Here is a 17,117-nt window from a genome sequence, read left to right on the forward strand (position 1 = left end):
CTCACGCAGAGGGGGGTTCCCAGACGCGCCCTGAACTGGGCTTACCCATTGTCCCGCAGACCGCGTGAGCGACGCAACGACCCAAACATGAAGCGGCCCCGGCCGGATCGGCGTCCGGCCGGGGCCTGGTGCCGCGCGCCCCGCGGCTGGACCAGAGCGTCGGTTACTCGCGGGCTCCCCCGGGACGGTGGAAGGGGATTGTCGGCCGGTACGGCTCCGGCATCAGCGGAAGCTTGCCGAACCGGGGGAGAGGCGCCCGCTGGGCACGCTCGGCCGTGCTACCGCCGGCCTCGCCCGCTGCGGTCTCCAGATCCTCCGCCACACCGACGATCACCCACTGGTGCCCGTCCCACTCCTGGACGACCCGAGGAGCGTCCGGATCGATGTGCGCGCCTGCCTCCGGCCGGCCACTGAGCGAGGCGGTACGTCGCTCACCTACCGCTGGGCGTCGCTCATCTCGGCGTGCCGCCCACTCGTGCAACGAGTCGTCGTCCATGCCGTCAGTCTCTCGTCCGGGCGTGGAGTCTGGAACCCCGCATCAGGGTCACAGCTTCGCTGCCCAGCCACCACGCGTGAGCCTGGTCTCGCCGTCGGGACTGATGGTGACCCTCGCTCCGTACACCGGCAGCTCGCCGTGCTCCAGCCACCGCCACCGGATCTCCTCCAGGAGGTCGTACAGGCGGCGCGGGCCGCCCTGGTGGACGGTCGTGGTGCGTTCGCCCGGCTCGGTGCGGGCGCGGGCCCAGGAGCCGTCCGGGTGGAGCATCCACGTCATGCGGCTGCCGTCGTCGCCGGTTCCGGTGCGGTGCTCGATGCCGGGCGCGGTCAGGGAGAGCATGGACCACACCTCCCATGCCTGCATGACGTCGAGGACGGGGAAGGGGGAGACGGTGACCTCGCCCTCGTCCGTACTCGCTGTGGTGAACAGGTCGTGGAGTGCGGGCGGGTAGTCGTCTCCGGTACGGGTGGCCATGAAGGAGGCCCGGTCCCACTCGACGCGCCCGGCCGCGCCTCCGTCGCTGGTCTTGTCCGCGGTGATGATCAGGCCGGTGCCTGCGATGGTCGTGACCAGTCGCCCACCAGGCGCGAGCGCGGCGAGCCACGAGACGGGGACGCGTGGCACGGACACCATGGACACGATGCGGTCGAAGGTGCCAGGCAGATCGCTGCCGCCGTCGGCGGTGATGACAGCGGGATGCCAGCCGATCCGTTCGAGACGGTCGGCGGCGGCCTGGGTCAGGTACGGGTCCACGTCCATCGTGGTCACGAGGTTGTCGCCGAGGCGGTGGCAGGCAAGGGCGGCGCTGTAGCCCGAGCCTGTAGCCAGGTCCAGCAGCCGTACCCCCGGGGTGAGACGACCGAGACGCAGCATCGTCACCACCAGGCTCGGCAGCGTCGAGGATGACGTGGGCAGCCCGGTGACCGGCCGACCGCTTTCGGTGCGGTCGGCGTGCACGGGGCCGACCCGCGTGACCAGTGTGCGGTCCGAGTAGGCGGCCGTCGCCCACAGCTCCTCATCGGAGGGGCCGTCGGTGACCGTCCAGCCCTGGGCACCCGGCGTGAACCAGCGTTCCACCAGGACATGCCGCGGTGTCTCCCGGATCGGTGCCCACCAGTCCGAGCCTGGATGCGCGGTCTCGGCGGCAAGAGCAGCCGCGTGCGGCTTCCAGTCCATCAGCTGACTCCTTGCAGTTCATCGGCGATGGCTTCCATGATCGGAAGGCCGGTCGCGCCTTGGATCCAGTCCCACTGACCGCACGGGTTGACCTCCAGGAAGGTCCACTGCCCGTCCGGGCGCACGATGAAGTCTGCCGCGCCGTAGGACAGTTGCAGCCGCTGCATCAGGCGCCGCATGCCGGCGGCGACCTGCTCGGGGACCGTGGTGATGGTGTAGGTCAGCGCTCCGTAGTCGCTGCGCCAGTCCTCGTGCGCGGCTCGGCTCCCGGCGTGGATGGCGGCTGCGAGCATCCGCTCGCCGACGACGGTCAGGCGCACCTCGTGCTCCTTGCTGACCCAGGCTTGGAAGAGGTGCGCGGTGACCTCGATGCCGTCCAGGTCCTCCAGGTCGGCAGGGCTCAGGCGCCGGGTGTACACCGACTTGAGCTGACCGTCTTCGATCAGCACGGGAGATGCCACCGGTTTGCACACCACCGGCCCGCCGACTTCAGCGGCGAAGGCTCGAACGTCTTCGGGCCGGTTGGTGATCAAGGTGGCTGGGACGGTCAGTCCGCACGCACGTGCAGCGGCCAGTTGCACGGGTTTGTACTCGGCGCGCGCCATGGCGGTGGGGTGGTTCACCCACCGGCACTCCAGCGCGGACAGGACACCGCCGAGCCCTGCGCGCGCCTGGGAAGCAGCGAACCTCTCCTCCGGGCCGGACATCCCCTCGGGGAACTGGAACGCCCCGGGGGCGCGGTAGTAGACCGCGCCGACCCGGGACAGGTCCACCGTCCGGTGCTCGGTGGTGAGATCGCCCGTCCACGCGGACTCCTGGTCGATTCTTCCGGCCAGGGCGAGCCGCTGCGGGAAGTCGGCGGTGTCCATGCGGAACACGTCGACTCCACGTCGCTCCAGTTCGACGACGACCCGATCGGTGGGCCAGTCGTCGGAAGTGGCGATGATCAGGACGGGCGCGGTCATCAGTCCTTCGGCCCCTCGTCCAACGGCGGCGGGTTGGTCGTCGAGCCGTCCGGCACGGTCGGAGTGTGCGTGTTCGCCATGCAGGTCAGCACGCCGCCGTCGTCAGAGAGGTTGACCTGACGGCTGTGGTCGTAGGCGTGGGCGGGGACGCGGGCGGCTCCGGTGGAGTCCGGGACGCGAGCGAATCGCAGCGCCCACGGCCGGGTCTGCGGACCCGAGGGTGCCTCCGCGCTGAACGGGGTGCGGCCTTCGGGCGGGGTGAGGGGGAACGCCTCGCGGTCCAGGGCTGTCGTCATCTCTGTCTCCAATCAGTTCGAATCGGTGGGTGACTTTCTGTGGGACCTGGAGCGGGGCGCGCCTTCGCCGTGGGGGGCACGATCCAGTGCGGTTCTCCGCTCCGGGGGTCTGAGCTGCCCAACGGCCGCATCCGGACGTCATCCGGGCCACCGGGCAGGGAGCGCCCGGCCCGTGTGATCACGGGCCGGGGGGCGGGCGGCGGTCTACGGGGTGCGCTGGACCGGTGCGGTCTGCTGTGGGACCTTCGGGCACCGGCCGCCCGGGTGCGTGTAGACGGCCGTGGTGGCGCCGGTCGGGCGCAGCGGGGACACCTCGTCAGCCGGGCCGTGGATGGGCTTGTCGCAGCGGCGGCAGATCTTCACGGGGTACCTCCGTGGCGGTTGAGTTCCGGGGGTCGACTGGAGCTGCGGGCGGCGCAGTCGGGGCAGGCGTAGACCTCGACGTCGAGGACGTGCACACCCTCCCGGCCGCGCGCGATGCCGGCGGACACGGCGCCGATCACGTTGAGCAGGCTCTTGGCGCACCAGCAGCAGGCCCAGCCCGAGTACTGGGCGTAGGTCAGCGACGCGACGGGCGGCAGTTCGGGCATCACCGGTTCGCTCCCAGCTGTGCCCACAGTCCGCACTCGTCGGTGGTGAGTCCGGCGAGATGAGACAGGCCGGTGATGATGGACCAGCCGGGGCCGTGGCTGTTGATGAGCGGGAGCGGGTCGGGGCCCTGCGCGGTGATGCGGATGCGGGCGCCGGCGGTGGACAGGGTCATTTCCACGACGGGGGCGCCGGATCCGAGGACGGCGATGTACAGCTCGTTCGCTACCTGCGGGGCGTCCGGGTGTTTCACTCGGCCTGCGGTCCAGAAGCGGACGTGGGCTGCCTCGATCGGCTCGGCCTTGAAGGCTTTCTGCCAGGAGCGTCCCGTTTCAGGCATGCCTGTCCCTCGGTAACGGCGGTTATCTGAGTACGGATAGTGCTTATCTGTACTCAGATTGTCGCGGGGATTGGCGCTGGTCAAGGGGATCGGGAGAGTATGTGTACTCAGATTGACTTGATCGCTAGAAGTGGGGGTGCCGTCGTGGCGCAGCCTGAATACCTGCGGATCGCCACCGACCTGCGACGACGCATCTCCTCAGGCGAGTACGGGCCCGGCGACCAGATCCCCACACTCCCAGCCCTCTGCCGCGAGTACGGCGGCGTCTCCGAGACCACGATCCGCAACGCCCTGCGCCTGCTCGCCAACGAGGGTCTGATCGAGACGCGGGCCCGCGCCGGGACACGCGTCCGTCCACGGCCGCCCGTACACCGGATGGCCGCCGACCGGTACCGGTCGACGCCTGGCGCCCGGTCGACGCCGTACACCAGGGATCAGGGCATCGGATGGTCGGAGTATCGCCTGGATAAGCGCTTCGAGAAGGTGCAGGCGGACGCGGAGTTGGCCACCCTGTTCGAGTGCGAGGCAGGCGAGCGCCTGCTGGCCCGGCACTTCGTGTTCCACGACAACGACGTGCCGACCCAGATGTCCACCAGCTACGTGCGGTGGGCGGACGTCGCTGGCACGCCGGTGGCGGACCCGATCAACGAGCCGTGGCCGGGCGGGACCCGCGCCCAGCTGGCCAGCCTCGGCATCCGGGTGACCGCGATCACGGAGTCGTTCACCGCTGGCATGCCGACCGAGGTTGAGGCGGCCACGCTGCGGATCGGGTCGGGCGTGCCGGTGCTGCGGTACACGCGCAAGCACATCGCGGACACCGGCCGGATCGTCGAGGTTGCCCACCCGATCGTGCGGCGGGGCGACACGACCATCGTTGACTTCCGCATCGAGCTGGAGGACTGAAGGGTGGGCACTACTGCCCACCCCTGAACGCGCGAAAGCGGCCCCGCCCCTGCCGAAGCAGGAGCGAGGCCGCTCAGGTGTGTACAGGGCCTCAGCGGAGGAACAGCGCAGCGGCAGCTGTCGCAACACCAGCCACCCCGACCAGGGCGCCGATCTGGCCGAGCGGCCAACGCCCTTGCTTCAACGCCTCGATGTCGGCACGCTGAGCCTTGGCGTCCTCGTCCCGCTTCTTCAGCTCGGTCTCGGTCTCTTCGCGGAGCTGCTTGACCGCCTGGTCCGTGTCCGCGCGCAGCTGCTTCACCGCCTCGTCCGTGCGGGCCGTCCGCTCGACCAGCACCGCCAGCGAACCCTTCACCTCCGCGAACCCGGTCGTGACCGTGCCGCGCAGCCGCTCCAGTTCGACCGCCACGTCGGCGGCCGGGACAGTCATCCCTGCCCCTTCGGCAGGGCCGCCGCGGTGGACGACGAACCGACGAGCGACGAGATGGCGCCCTTCACGACGGCCAGGCCGGCCGGTATCGCGGCGACCGCGGCGGCCTTGGCCGTGGACAGGTCGATGACGCTGGACGCGAGGAGCAGGCCGAGGAACGCCTCCAGGTAGGTGGCGATGGTGCGCTCGGCGAGATCGGTGAAGAACTTCATGGGGGGTAACTCGCTTTCAGTTCAGACGTTGGGGACCTGGAGCTTGTTCCAGGTGGTGGGGCCGGGCGGCCACTTCGCCGCCGCGCCCGTGTAGCCGCACTTGCGCTGCCACGCCTCGTAGGAGTCGACGTCGGCCTTCCCGAGGACCGGGCCGGGGCCGACCTTGTACCGGCCGCAGCCGACCGCGACGAGCCGCTTCCCCATCGCGGTGAAGATCGGCGACGTCTTGCCGAGCGCGGGCTTCCCGTTCTTCATGAAGAAGGCTTCGCCCGGGTACGGCTCGTACTTCGGCTTGGCCGGGGTGGACGGAGTCGAGGGCTTGGCCGGGGCGCCGGCCTTGAGCCGGGAGGCGATCCGGGCCCGCATGCTGGTCATGGTGAAGCCGCGCGGGTCCACCTTCCCGGGCTGCCACTCCAGGTGGCCGATGATGCTGCGCTCGTTCCACCCGTGCGCCCGGCAGATCGCCGCGGCCACCCGCTCGATCGCGTCCAGCTGCGCGGCGGGCCACGGGTCCTTGCCGTCGCCCAGGTTCTCGCACTCGAAGCCGTAGAAGTGCCGGTTCCCGTCGGTGTTGGCCTCGTTGTCGGCGGGCAGCGCGCGCTCGGCGACGACCGCGGCCAGGACGTCCGGGTCACCCAGCCCGGCGTGGTTGGCGCGGCCGTAGCCGACCAGGTGCACCCGCCCGTCCTTGGCGATGACGCCGTGGCACAGCGGGCCGGGCAGGTCGCTGTGCCCGTCGCGGCAGAGCGCCACCGTGGCCGCAGTGCCGGAGGTGACAGTGTGGTGAATCATCACGCCGTGCACCGGACCCCATGGGCCCTTGTGGTTGCGGTTGTGGGTGCGCCAGTTGCCGACCTCGACGACGGTGACGTCCTCGGCGCGCAGCGCGGCCAGGAACGCGGCGGCGGACATGGGAGAGGCCATCTCAGGCATCCCCCTGCTCGTCCGCCCACACGAAGCGGGTCGAGCCCTGGTGGCCATGGACGGCGAGCGCGTCGTCGATGGTGTTCCAGAAGACGACCGACGGGCGGTCGCCGCGCCAGCGGATGGATACGGTGCCGTCGGGCCATAGGACGCCGTCAGCGACAGTTCCGGTGCCGGACACGCCAGTGATGTCGGTGTCGCGTTCGAGAGTGAACAGGCGAGGCGGGTTGTCCATGAGGACGACCTCCAGACATGCATAAGGCCCCGGCCGGGCGGCGCGGGGCGTGAGAGAGGGGTGGGTCAGGGGGCGGACTGGTAGCTGCCCCAGATGCGGACGACGTCCCCGGCCGCGAGGGTCCATGGGGTGGAGGCGGTCCAGGCGTCCCAGTCGCCGGCGACGCTGGGCGAGGCGAACCAGATCGTTCCGGTGGTGGTGCCGTTGTTGCTCAGCGGCGCGGCCCCCGCGATGAAGTTCGGGGTGCCCGCCTTGCTCACGCTGCCGTTGAGGACTGCTCCGGTCGCGGCGGACGCTACGGCTGCGGGCAGGCTGAAGTTCAGGTTGCCGCTGCCGAAGACGGTGGTGGAGCCGACGGTGAGCACGAGGGACATGTGGACGGTCCGGCCGATCCGCATGTACTGGCCGTTCAGGGTGGCGTTGCCCAGGACGGGTGCGGTGCCGGCGGATCCGAGGGTCGGTGTGTAGGTGGTCCAGGCGCCGAGGACGCTGTTCCACTGGTCGCGGATCTCCTGGTTCATGATCGCGGCGGAGACGACTTCGCCGACGACCCAGGTACGTGGTGCGAAGGTCACCGGGTCACCTCTCGCTGCTCATGGGCCCGGGGTCCGGCAGGGGGTCCGGCTGCCGGTTCGGGTTGGCCGGGTCGTCGTCGTTCCACCAGTTCCTGAAGCCAGGCTTCAGACCCATCAGGCCGGCCTCGACGGCGGCGACGTCGGCGGGGAAGACGAGCGCGCACCATCCCCACGCGCATTCGGTGCACGCGTACCGCGGATCCGTCGGGGAGACCACCGCGGCGGAGCCGCAGGAGGTGCAGTCGGCGATCCACCGGTTCTGGTTGATCCGTGCGAAGTAGACGTCTGCGACGGTGTCTTCGGGCGGGGTGGCGCGACGGCCCATCCGGTACTCGATCCACTTCCACACCAGTTCGGCGGCGGGCACGTCGGCCCACGCATCGGCGGGCTGCGGGTACGGCGGCTGGTAGAACGTCTCGGCGCACACCACGGCAATGGGCACGGCGTCCCCTTTCAGTAGGCGAGGCGAGTGCTGGTGTCCAGCACCGAGTAGATGAGGTCGTCGAGGACCCACACGGAGTCCGTGAGGGACGCCGAACAGTGGAACTGGATCAGGTGCGATGCCTCTTTGATCGTCTCCGTGTAGCCCTCGACCGTGACGCGCATCGCTGGTGCCGGCGACTGCGGCGGCATGTTGAACACCGTGAAGTAGTTGCTGATCTCGGCGTCGAGGATGTCCGGGTACTGGGGCATCGTGTACGCCTCGATCGGCACCTCGCGCAGTTCCGGCGGCGGGTCGGCGTAGCGGGAGACCCGCCAGTTCGCGGCGTCCAGGACCTTGTTGTCGGAGGTCTTGAGGATGGACAGGACGCCGGGGTCGTAGATGCCGTTGTTCCGGATCGATTCCGGCGAGGTGACCCGTTGTGTGGCGCCGCCGGGGCGGGAGGCGTCGAGGCTGTTGATCAGCTTCTGGTCGTCGTCGGCCAGCTCGACACGCCGGGTTTCCAGGTCGGCGTAGTCGATGGTGAAGATTTCGCTGGTCGGGTCGGGGTTGTAGCGGATGTCCCGGGACTGGAAGGCGAGCCCGTACCAGTCCCGCTCAGCGAACAGCCTGGCGGATTCGGTGGATTCGACCTCCCGCATCCGGGCCACCACTCCGGAGCCGCCGGGGCCCTGGGAGGCGATCGGGTCGAACGTGCTGCCCCAGAGCGTCACCGAGGGGATACCGGTGTAGCTGGCCAGCCGCTGGATCCGCACGTCGGCACTCTCGCCGGCGTGGCCGGTCATGCCCGCGTCGTAGTGGGTGGCGGCCGTCGGTCCGGCCGACGTGGTGTCGGTCTGGTACACCACCGTGTGCGCGATGCTGCCGCTGAACAGGCGGGTGCCCCGGTAGCCGCCCACGTGCAGCACGCGCTGGTTGAAGCCGCGGGGAACGGCCAGCGTGGAGTCGGCCAGTACGCCGTCGATCCACACCTTCCCCTCGCGCTGGTCGTACACGACGTGGTGCCAGTTGCCGTCGGCGAGCGTGGTGGGCCCGCTGACCGTCTCCGTGGTCATCGTCGTGGTCTGGTCGGACGTCCATTCGATCTGCAGGTTTCCGCCCGGCCCGATGGACAGCAGGTGCTGGTAGACCAGGTCGGTGGAGTGGATGCCCAGGATGCAGCGGCCGGTGGTCGTGGTCTGGAACCATGCCTCGTAGCAGCGGTAGAAGGTGCCTTCGTACTGCGGGCCCAGATCGGCGGACAGCCACTTGCCCGCGGTCGCCGTCGACGGCGTGAACACCGGCGCCTGCTCGCCGGTCTCCGGCGGGCCGGCCGCGGTGGCGAGGGTGAGCGTCCCGCCCGCGCCGGCCTGGGCGATGGCGAGCGAGGGGGCGCCGCTGCCGCCGATGTCACCGGCGCTGGCCGATGTGCTGTCCTCGCTGAGCGGGTAGTACACCATCGGCGCCTGGACGAGAATCTCCTCGGCGAGCATGGATCGCAGGGCGGGCAGTTTGTTGAGGCGTTTGAACAGGTCCGTGCACGTGATCTGCACGGTGGACACCAGGCCCTCCCAGCCCACCGGCCACTCGTTGACCATGCCCCAGAACCGGTCATGGACCCTGGGGCCACGGCCGTCGAATGCTGTGGCCGTGCCACCTTCTTCGACCTGCACGGCGTCCAGCCAGACCTGCCTGCCGAACTGCGGATTCCCTGTCGGGATGAGTTGCAGGGTCTGTGAGGTCGATGTCGCGGTGAAGGTGTAGGTGATCCGCTGCCAGGCGTCCACCGTGGTGGAGGCGTTCCCGGCGCTGTCGATGCCGACGACGAACAGGCACACCGGGCGTGAGCCGGTGGGTACCCACACGTAGGCCGACGCGGTGTACTGCCGGCCGATGGTGAGCCCGCGCAGCGTCGTACCGACAGCGGGGAACTCGTTGCCGGGCGAGGCCAGGAACCGCACGTCATCGACGAACATCAGGTCCGTGACCGGTGGGGTGTCGTGCACGGACGGGGCCAGCTGCCCGAACGCGGCCCCGGCCGGCGGGGTGAACGTTCCGCTGTAGAACGTCCACGTGTTCGCGGCGACGGTCTGGATGTTGAAGCTGGTCGACATGAAGGTGCCGCTGGCGTCGTACCAGTTGACGTTCAGTCCGAGCCGCCGGGACGAGACGCACCGCAGCCAGCCCTGCGCCCGGTAGGTGCCGCCGGACGCCACCGGGAACTTCTCGGACTCCGCGCGCGGTGTCGGGCTGGTGCCGTTCGGGGTGACCTGCAGCGACCACGATCCGGAGTGCGCCTGCGTGTTGACCCGGGCAATGGTCCCCGTGTTCCCGGCCCACGACGACGCATCCGCCTCGAAGGTCGGGTTGTTGTTGAAGGTTCCGCCCCAGGTGACCAGCAGGGACTGGGTGCCAAACTGCGCCCGCACCGTCGACAGGGCGAACGAGGTCGACGCGTCACTGCCCAGCTCCCAGCCCGCGGTGTCGGCGAAGTTCGGGTTGGTGACGAAGTTCTTCGCCGTCGTGACCACCTGGATCCGGATCGGCGCGTTGCGCCGCACGAACGGGTAGTAGGGGCTGGAGGCGTTGCCCGCCGTGAACCGCCCGTCCTCGTTGTCGAGAACGAGCGTGGCCGTGCCGGGCTGCGTCTCGGCCAGCTCGTCGGCCGCGCCCCGAGTGATCGTCACCCCCTGCGCCACGTTGACGTAGGGGGTGATGTCCGTCCACGTGATGGTCTCGGGAGCCTGCACCAGACCGCCCCAGCCCATCTCCACCACCAGCGGCATGTCTACCTCCCTGGGTCTACGCGAAGCTGTAGGAGGCGCCGCCGCGGCCACGCCGGTACTTGGCCAGGATCTTCTCCAGCTCGCGGGCTGTGGAGTACGGGTCGACAGCCCCCTGGATCGTGATGTTGATCTGCGCTCCCGCACCGCCCCCGGCCATGACGGCGGGCCGCCCCACCACGGGCCGCGTGGCGGCCACCCGGCCGGTGATCCGGCCGGCCACCGTGTCCATGGCCTTGTCGATGAAGGGCAGCCCGGCAAGGACGCCCTTGGCCACACCGCGGGTGGTGTTGATCCCGTCGGGCACGACCTTGGTCGCCGGCGACCGGATGCCGAGGGCCTTGCGGAGGGACTTCTGCATGGATTTGGCCAGCTTCTCCATGGTCTTCTCCAGCTCCTTCTCCTGGGAGAGAAGACCCGTGAGGAAGCCCTTCGACGCGTTCTTGCCGCTGTCGTAGAGGATGTCGGCGCCCTTGCGGCCGAGGATTCCGGTCTGGTCCGTGATCTGCTTCTGGGTGCTGTTGATGGACGCGAAGGTGGCCTTGTCCGCACCGGCGAGCGCGGACGCGTAGGCGTAACCGTCGACCGGCCCCATGTCGAGGACCTGCCGCAGCAGTCCCTTGTTCAGGCCCCGCTTGGCGAGTGTCGCGATGTACTTCGTGAACTGCTTGATCTGTGAGAGCTTCTGCGCGAGCCCCGCCTTGATGCCGCCGGCCGTGACCTCCTCCGGGGCCATCCCCAGGCTGGACAGGCCCGCCTGCTGGCGAGCGGTCGCCGTCGTCGCCGACGCGTACTTCCGCGCCTCGGCGATCTTCTTCTCCAGAGCGTCGCGCTTCTTCGCCGCCTCCAGCAGCTTGTCCGTCTGCTGGTTGACGTACTTGATCAGTGACGATTCCTTCTTGCCGGAGAACGCGGTCTTGATGTCCTTGACCAGGTCCTTCGCCGTGGCCTTGATCTTGTCCCGGGTGCCCGTGAGCCCGACGATCAGCCCCTTGCCGATGTCCGCGGCGAGCGCCTTCGTCTTCTTCGACGGCGAGCGGATCTCCATCTCGTCCCGGATACCGGCCGTGACCGCGCTGGCCATCACCCGTGCCGCCGCGTACACGCCGCTCGTCGACCCGAGCCCCGCGGCCAGCCCCTGCCCGGCGGCCCGGCCCGCGCCGGCCGTGCCGCTCAGGAGCGACTTCGTGGTCTTGGCGTCGAAGACGCGGGCGGCCTGGCCGAACACGACCAGCTCGGGCCCCTCCTCGCCGACCATGGCCAGCTCGCCCCGTTCGGGCGTGCCGCCGCTGGCGTACTTCGACACACCGCCCTCGCCCTTGCTGGGGCGGCCCACGGTGTTGTAGACGGCGCGGGTCTCCCGGATGGTGAGGATGTGGGTGGTGGCCGTCTTGCCGTCGATGTTGTCCAGCTGCCGCCGGGCCTCGGCGACCTTGGCTTGCAGGTCCTTGATGGTCGCCTTCAGCGCGGCCTGCTTCGACGGCGGGACGGTCTTCAGCTTCGCTTTGGCCGTCTCGATCTGCTGCTGCCAGTTGGCGATGTTCAGCTTCAGCTTGCCCGCCGACAGCTTCGGGACGGTCGCCAGGGCGAAGTCGTTCGCTGCCTTGACGGCGCTGCCCAGGCTCTGGGTGTAGCCCTTCTTGAAGTCCTCGAACGCCTTGTTCGCAGCCTTCAACTTGCCGCCGATGCCGGGCACCCAGCCGAAGAGCTTCGCGCTCCCGTTCACCGCGACACCGATCGCGTTCAGGATGCCGATGGACACGACGGTGAACGCCTTGAGGAGTGGGGGCGCTGCCGCGACGCCGGCACCCACCATGTCGAGCATCGCGGCACTGAACGCGCGGGCGCCCTCCAGGATGCCGATCTTGTTGTCGGCGATCGCCTGGTTCAGGCGTTGCAGCGGCCCGGCCGCATCGTTGACGGACTTCCCCACGGGCAGAAACGCCGTGACGATCGAGCTGCCCAGGTCCGCGAGCGTAGGGCCGACGATCCTCGCGAAGTCGTTGATGCTCTTGAAGCCGTAGGCGATGTCCTGGAACACCGGCCGCAGCAGGATCATGGCGCCGCGGATTGTGTCCATGGCCCCGGCGATCAGGCCACCGGTCGTCTTGAACGCGTCCCCGAAGACCGGCCCGAGGGTGCGGCCGAACTCGCCGGACAGACGGCCGAGCCCGCCGAGCAGGTTGTTGATCAGGGAGAACAGGCCGTCCAGCATCTTGGCCGTTCCGGGGATGCCGGTCTTCAGCCCGTCGAACATGGCGGGCAGGCCCTTGCCGAGCAGCCCGGACAGCCCCGACGACAGGGCCTTGAGGGTCGGGCCCGAGGCGGCGCCGAAGTCGAGCAGGCTCCGGGTGAGCCGGCCGACCCCGGTGACCATGTCGTCCACGAACACGGCACCCAGACGGAGATTGGTCTGCAGGGTGTCCTGGAACCCGGAGTCTTTGAGGAGCCGGCCGACGCCCTCGGCGGCCTTCCCGAACTGGCCGCCCATCTCGGTCATGGCGTTGCCGAGGATCTTCACGACCGGCGCGGCGTCCTTCACCGCTTTGGTGAAGCCCGGGAGCATCGCCTTCTGGATGTCCTTGCCGATCCCGGAGAACTCCTTCTTCACCCCGACCAGGGCTTTCGTGAAGTCCTGGGCAGGCTTGGGGAGTTTCTTCAGGGCCTCGGCGTACTCCTTCTGCCCCTTGGTCTGCGCCTGAAGCGCGTCCCCGATCCCGGAGAAGCCGAGCTTCAGCGTGCCCGCGGCGACGCCGGCACCCAGCAGGGCGGGGACCAGGGCGCCGAGCATGGGCAGCAGCGACAGGCCCGCGGCTGCGGCGACGCCGAGCATGACGCCGCCGAGGCCGCCGCCGGACTGGCCGAGCGACGCGGCGGCGCCGCTGCCAGCCCCGGCCACGTCATCGAGGCGCCGGCGGACGTCGGGCATCCCATTGGCCATCAGCCGGGAGGCGTCGGCCACCGACAGGAACCGGCCGCGCAGGTCACGCAGTCGGCCGTCGGTGGACTGGAAGAAGCCGTTGACGGCGCGGCTGTTGCCGTCCATGTCGTCGTTGAGACGGCGGTGCAGGCGGGCGCTGCTGTCACCGGCGTGGTTGAGGACGCGCGAGAGCCGGTCGTCGCCGTCGAGGATGAACCGCAGACGCTGGGAGCCGGCCATTACTCACCTCCCGAGGACTGGGCCCGCAGCTGGGCCTCGTGGTTGTCGATCCAGGTGGTGAGCAGGTCGAACTCGTCCTCGGTGAGGGCGTCGACGTCCCGCGCGGTGTAGTGCAGGTAGAGGCCGAACAGCGGCAGGTAGGTCAGCCTGCGCTCGGTGAAGGTTCCGCCTCCGGCATCGGCTCCGGCTCCGCGGCGGGCGCCGGGTCTTTTGGGGCCGTCACGTCGGCGATGGCCTGCTCGCACGCCTCACGGTCGGCGGCCACGTCGCGCAGCTCGTCGAACGCCTCGGCCAGGTCCTCCGGACTGGCTCCGTACCTGGCGACGATGCCCTCGGCGTAGCCGCGGACCTCGCGCGCATCGAGCAGCACCCGCAGCTCGTCCTCGAACGGGTCGAAGTCAGCGAACCTCAGAGCAGGTTCGTTGCGCTTCTTGATGGCCCACGCGACCGTGCGCATGGCGTTGATCTCGCCATCCGCGAGCAGAGTCTTGATGTCGCTCCAGCGGCCGTCGGCGGTCCGCTCGATGACCTGGATCTCGGAGGCGCGCAGGCGGCCGGCGTCGAAACGCTGCGGCTCGCCGCCGTCATGGGTGTACTCGATGATCACGGGGGTGCTCCTATTCGAGGCGGCGGCGCACGTCGTCGAGGACCCGGGCGACCTCGGACTCCATGCGCTGGCGGTGCTGGCGGACGGTGGTGTCCCACCACGGCGGGGAGGCGTACTGGTTGACCCAGCGCCGGCGGTTGCCGAACACCGGATGCCGCAGGCGGCCGGTGTTCAGGTGGGCCGGGATGTTCTTCATGTCGGGCGGCATACGGCCCTTGTCGATCCACACCGTGGCGCCCGGGCTGTTTCCGGTGCGGACGCTGATGCGGATGGCGTCGGCGATCGTCTCCCGCAGGGGCCGGCTGTTCGGCGACGGTCCGCCGGGCCGGGCGCCGCGGCCCTGGCTGCGAATGTCCAGGCCGCGGATCGTGTCCTTGAGGTCGTCGCGCAGCGGCTCGGCGGCGCGCCGGATCCGGCGGTGCATCGACTGGCGGATGTTCTCCCCACCGGCAGCGCGCAGGCGCCGCGAGAGTTCCAGCAGGCTGCCGGTGTTGAGGAGCCGCACGTCACGGGTCATGGCCGTTACACCGTGGTGTCGGTGCTCATGTACTCGATCTTCGGCTGGTTGGTGCCGTCGAACAGGCCGGTGAAGGTGAAGCTGGGCTTCACCACGCCGAACCCGTCGACCACCGGCGGGCCCTCGTCGAGCTTCACGGCGGGCAGGGTGACCCGGAACGTCTCGTCGTAGGTCGACGCGATGTTCGCCCCCTTGAACTCCCAGACAAGGCTGGTCGCTCCGTCGGTGGTGTGCAGGTCGTCCAGGGTCGTGGCGACGTAGTCCGTCTCCAGCGTGCCCGTGATCTTGACCTGGTCGTTCTCGACCGGTTCCTTCTTCAGAGCCGACTGGTTCGCGTAGAACCGCTCCACATCCTGCGGGCGCTCGATCTTCACCGTCACCTTGCGGATGCCGTCCAGCGCCGTCTCGCTGCCGAACACGCCGGTCTTCAGCGCCATCTGCCCGAAGTGGAACGGCGACATGTTCGAGTACGAGGCCGCGGCGAGAGTCTGGCCCTCGTCGCAGTCCTTGGCGTCGAACTCGAACGTGCCGGTGAGCATTTCGCCCACACCGCACGACAGCTCACCCGAGGTGACCTTGCAGCCCACGAACGTCTTGTCCGTGACGACACCGGTGGTGAGCGGCACGCCCTTCTGGATCGTGAGGCTCTTTCCGGCGACGCTGGCCAGAGTGTGGGTCTGCAGGTAGGCGGTCGTCGTCGCCTGCTGCACCGGCGTGACGGTCGTGCCCATCCACGCCTGGAGCAGCAGCCCCATGCCCTTGTTGGCGATCTCCAGGTCGATGGACCCCGAGCCCTCCCGCCGGGTGACCACGCGCCGCGACGACAGCGGCAGCAGCCGGCCGGCCGCGATCCCCGCGCTCTGGGCGGTGGTCTTCTTCAGGACGAGCGATTCCTTGGTGAACTCGATGAACCTGCTCGGCGCGACGAACGTGCCGTAGGTCGTCTCGGCCGCGATGCCCATCTGGGCGCCGAGTCCGGATCCGATCGCCATCGCTCAGCCCTCCTTCTGCAGCTGCTTGGCCGCGGTCTTCTTCTTCGCCGCGCCGGGCTCCTCGATGGGCTCCCAGTTCGTCGGCTGGCAGACGTAGCCCTCGTAGCGTTCGTCGGGGACTTCGACGATCTCGTCGGGCTCGACAGTCCGGCCGCCCAGCTCCGGGACGGTCACCTGCTCGGGCCCCAGGTAGCGCACGCGCGCCATGGCAGTACTCCTCAAGGGGTGGGGTGGGGTCAGATGCGGGCCTGGCAGGTCACCGTGAACGCGAGCCCCGCGAGGCTGCCCTCGGTCTGTGCCTGCGTGAGGTCCCCTGCGGCCAGCTCCGCCCACAGGACGGTGCCGTTCAGGGTCGGCGCCTCGGGCGCCTCAGGCGTGGCGCGCAGGGCCTGCTCGACCGCGGCGACGATCTCGAAGACCTTCGCGCGGCGGACGGACATGTCCTTGTCGCCCGACCGGGACTCGGCGTAGCAGGCGATCGAGAACACTTCGTCGCGGGTGCGGGCGCCGGCCGCGTTCCAGGACTGCTCCAGGGACACGGCTGCGCTGTCGGTGGGCTGCCAGCCCACGTGGATCCGGTGCTTGTCGGTGAGGTTCACGGCCTCCGGGCCGTCGACGATCCGGATCCCCTCCAGCGCAGGGGATGCGCGGAGGATCGCCAGCAGCGCGTCGACGGCGGCCGGGACACGGGACGTCTGCAACTACGCCACCCCCGGCGGTGCCTTGTACGGCTCCAGCAGCTCAAGCACCCGGTTGGGGATCGCATAGCCGTAGCCCGGGATGGGCTCGGTGACGTTGAAGTCGTCGGCGCCACCGACCCCGGCCAGCCCACGGGATGCCCCGTACTGGGTGCGCCACAGATGTTGCAGCAGGATCCGCGCGGCCAGGTTGATCGTGGCCAGCTCGGTGTCCCCCCGACCGGCGACGTAGGCGAACGTCCACGGGCCGCCGCGGAAGCAGCCGCCGTCCAGGCGGCGCACGATGCCGGTGGCGCCGTCCAGGTGCAGCCCGGACACGTTCAGGACTGTGCCGAGCGTCAGCACCGGCGTGACGGACGTCAGCGACACGGCAGGGACCTGGAGCAGGCACAGCACGGGCCCGCTGCCGTCGACGACCTCGGTCACGGTCCGGTTCGCGACCGGTCCCACGATGCCCTCAATGACAGCGTCCAGTGCGTTCACGTACACCGTCAGCTCGGCGTCGCTGGCATCGGACTCGATGTCGAGCTGCTGCTTGGCCTCTTCCAGCGAGATCAGCGACATGGCATCCGCCCGTCAGGCTTCGCGGGTCTCGGCCCGCTTGCCGCGGCCGCCGCCACGGGAGCGGACTGCGGCCTTCTCGGTGCCGGCGGACGGCTTGGGCTCGTCGGCCAGCACGGCGCGCTCACCGTCGGCCCACGCCTCGGCCGTGGCGGCGTCGACCTCCACGACCTGTCCGGCCTTCCAGGAGAAGTCCAGGCCGCCGACGGACTGCAGGACTCGGATGTACGGCATC

24 protein-coding genes are annotated in these 17,117 nt (G+C 69.7%); 1 reads left to right on the forward strand and 23 read right to left on the reverse strand.

All coding sequences use genetic code 11. The features are described from left to right. Positions 1-163: 163 nt before the first annotated feature. The 7 genes from AC27LF_RS33000 to AC27LF_RS33030 all read right to left on the reverse strand — a co-directional run bounded on the left by AC27LF_RS33000 (position 164) and on the right by AC27LF_RS33030 (position 3,864). Positions 164-496, reverse strand: coding sequence for a DUF6087 family protein (locus tag AC27LF_RS33000; RefSeq protein WP_479660099.1), 333 nt, complete (start codon positions 494-496; stop codon positions 164-166). A gap of 48 nt (positions 497-544) precedes the next feature. Next, positions 545-1,675: a methyltransferase domain-containing protein gene (locus AC27LF_RS33005; RefSeq protein WP_479660098.1), complete on the reverse strand. Its 1,131-nt coding sequence runs from the start codon at positions 1,673-1,675 to the stop codon at positions 545-547. After that, positions 1,675-2,640, reverse strand: a complete 966-nt coding sequence (tgmB, locus tag AC27LF_RS33010) for an ATP-grasp ribosomal peptide maturase (protein WP_479660097.1) — start codon at positions 2,638-2,640, stop codon at positions 1,675-1,677. The genes AC27LF_RS33005 and tgmB overlap by 1 nt, the downstream gene beginning before the upstream one ends. Continuing rightward, complete coding sequence (gene tgmA / locus AC27LF_RS33015; RefSeq protein WP_479660096.1) at positions 2,640-2,936, reverse strand: putative ATP-grasp-modified RiPP; 297 nt, start codon at positions 2,934-2,936, stop codon at positions 2,640-2,642. Before tgmA ends, tgmB begins: the two co-directional genes overlap by 1 nt. Before the next feature lie 204 nt (positions 2,937-3,140). Beyond that, positions 3,141-3,299, reverse strand: coding sequence for a hypothetical protein (locus AC27LF_RS33020; protein ID WP_479660095.1), 159 nt, complete (start codon positions 3,297-3,299; stop codon positions 3,141-3,143). Further along, the gene (locus tag AC27LF_RS33025) at positions 3,296-3,526 is read right to left on the reverse strand and encodes a hypothetical protein (RefSeq protein ID WP_479660094.1); all 231 of its coding nucleotides are present in this window, start codon (positions 3,524-3,526) and stop codon (positions 3,296-3,298) included. Before AC27LF_RS33025 ends, AC27LF_RS33020 begins: the two co-directional genes overlap by 4 nt. Continuing rightward, the gene (locus AC27LF_RS33030; RefSeq protein ID WP_479660093.1) at positions 3,526-3,864 is read right to left on the reverse strand and encodes a hypothetical protein; all 339 of its coding nucleotides are present in this window, start codon (positions 3,862-3,864) and stop codon (positions 3,526-3,528) included. The genes AC27LF_RS33025 and AC27LF_RS33030 overlap by 1 nt, the downstream gene beginning before the upstream one ends. Positions 3,865-4,008: 144 nt before the next feature. On the opposite strand from AC27LF_RS33030, the gene AC27LF_RS33035 reads away from it, so the two are divergent. Further along, positions 4,009-4,767 carry a GntR family transcriptional regulator gene (locus tag AC27LF_RS33035; protein ID WP_479660092.1) on the forward strand — a complete coding sequence of 253 codons (759 nt, stop codon included), beginning with the start codon at positions 4,009-4,011 and terminating at the stop codon, positions 4,765-4,767. Between the two features lie 91 nt (positions 4,768-4,858). Here AC27LF_RS33035 and AC27LF_RS33040 read toward each other — a convergent pair whose 3' ends face one another. The 16 genes from AC27LF_RS33040 to AC27LF_RS33115 form a co-directional block, all read right to left on the reverse strand. Beyond that, the gene (locus tag AC27LF_RS33040) at positions 4,859-5,197 is read right to left on the reverse strand and encodes a hypothetical protein (RefSeq protein WP_479660091.1); all 339 of its coding nucleotides are present in this window, start codon (positions 5,195-5,197) and stop codon (positions 4,859-4,861) included. After that, positions 5,194-5,409, reverse strand: coding sequence for a hypothetical protein (locus AC27LF_RS33045; RefSeq protein WP_479660090.1), 216 nt, complete (start codon positions 5,407-5,409; stop codon positions 5,194-5,196). The genes AC27LF_RS33040 and AC27LF_RS33045 overlap by 4 nt, the downstream gene beginning before the upstream one ends. Before the next feature lie 21 nt (positions 5,410-5,430). Next, the gene (locus AC27LF_RS33050; RefSeq protein ID WP_479660089.1) at positions 5,431-6,333 is read right to left on the reverse strand and encodes an N-acetylmuramoyl-L-alanine amidase; all 903 of its coding nucleotides are present in this window, start codon (positions 6,331-6,333) and stop codon (positions 5,431-5,433) included. A gap of 1 nt (position 6,334) precedes the next feature. Next, complete coding sequence (locus AC27LF_RS33055) at positions 6,335-6,568, reverse strand: hypothetical protein (RefSeq protein ID WP_479660088.1); 234 nt, start codon at positions 6,566-6,568, stop codon at positions 6,335-6,337. Positions 6,569-6,633: 65 nt separating this feature from the next. Then, positions 6,634-7,143: a hypothetical protein gene (locus AC27LF_RS33060; RefSeq protein ID WP_479660087.1), complete on the reverse strand. Its 510-nt coding sequence runs from the start codon at positions 7,141-7,143 to the stop codon at positions 6,634-6,636. Between the two features lie 4 nt (positions 7,144-7,147). Next, a complete protein-coding gene (locus AC27LF_RS33065; protein ID WP_479660086.1) occupies positions 7,148-7,585 on the reverse strand; it encodes a hypothetical protein in 438 nt (145 codons plus the stop codon). Between the two features lie 11 nt (positions 7,586-7,596). Continuing rightward, positions 7,597-10,350: a carbohydrate binding domain-containing protein gene (locus tag AC27LF_RS33070; RefSeq protein WP_479660085.1), complete on the reverse strand. Its 2,754-nt coding sequence runs from the start codon at positions 10,348-10,350 to the stop codon at positions 7,597-7,599. Between the two features lie 16 nt (positions 10,351-10,366). Continuing rightward, a complete protein-coding gene (locus AC27LF_RS33075) occupies positions 10,367-13,507 on the reverse strand; it encodes a hypothetical protein (RefSeq protein ID WP_479660084.1) in 3,141 nt (1,046 codons plus the stop codon). Next, positions 13,507-13,752: a hypothetical protein gene (locus AC27LF_RS33080; protein ID WP_487231283.1), complete on the reverse strand. Its 246-nt coding sequence runs from the start codon at positions 13,750-13,752 to the stop codon at positions 13,507-13,509. The genes AC27LF_RS33075 and AC27LF_RS33080 overlap by 1 nt, the downstream gene beginning before the upstream one ends. After that, the gene (locus AC27LF_RS33085) at positions 13,650-14,114 is read right to left on the reverse strand and encodes a hypothetical protein (protein WP_479660083.1); all 465 of its coding nucleotides are present in this window, start codon (positions 14,112-14,114) and stop codon (positions 13,650-13,652) included. The genes AC27LF_RS33080 and AC27LF_RS33085 overlap by 103 nt, the downstream gene beginning before the upstream one ends. Positions 14,115-14,124: 10 nt before the next feature. Then, the gene (locus AC27LF_RS33090) at positions 14,125-14,631 is read right to left on the reverse strand and encodes a hypothetical protein (protein ID WP_479660082.1); all 507 of its coding nucleotides are present in this window, start codon (positions 14,629-14,631) and stop codon (positions 14,125-14,127) included. A gap of 5 nt (positions 14,632-14,636) precedes the next feature. Next, positions 14,637-15,623 (reverse strand): phage tail tube protein, encoded by a 987-nt coding sequence (locus AC27LF_RS33095; RefSeq protein ID WP_479660081.1) that lies wholly within the window; start codon positions 15,621-15,623, stop codon positions 14,637-14,639. 3 nt (positions 15,624-15,626) lie between these two features. Then, a complete protein-coding gene (locus AC27LF_RS33100) occupies positions 15,627-15,830 on the reverse strand; it encodes a hypothetical protein (protein ID WP_479660080.1) in 204 nt (67 codons plus the stop codon). 29 nt (positions 15,831-15,859) lie between these two features. Continuing rightward, on the reverse strand, positions 15,860-16,324 hold the full coding sequence (locus tag AC27LF_RS33105) for a hypothetical protein (RefSeq protein WP_479660079.1): 465 nt from the start codon (positions 16,322-16,324) through the stop codon (positions 15,860-15,862). Continuing rightward, a complete protein-coding gene (locus AC27LF_RS33110) occupies positions 16,325-16,885 on the reverse strand; it encodes a head-tail connector protein (protein WP_479660078.1) in 561 nt (186 codons plus the stop codon). 12 nt (positions 16,886-16,897) lie between these two features. Further along, on the reverse strand, positions 16,898-17,116 hold the full coding sequence (locus tag AC27LF_RS33115; protein ID WP_479660077.1) for a hypothetical protein: 219 nt from the start codon (positions 17,114-17,116) through the stop codon (positions 16,898-16,900). Between the last annotated feature and the right edge of the window lies 1 nt (position 17,117).

The sequence above is a fragment of the Streptomyces diversicolor genome (assembly GCF_057537855.1).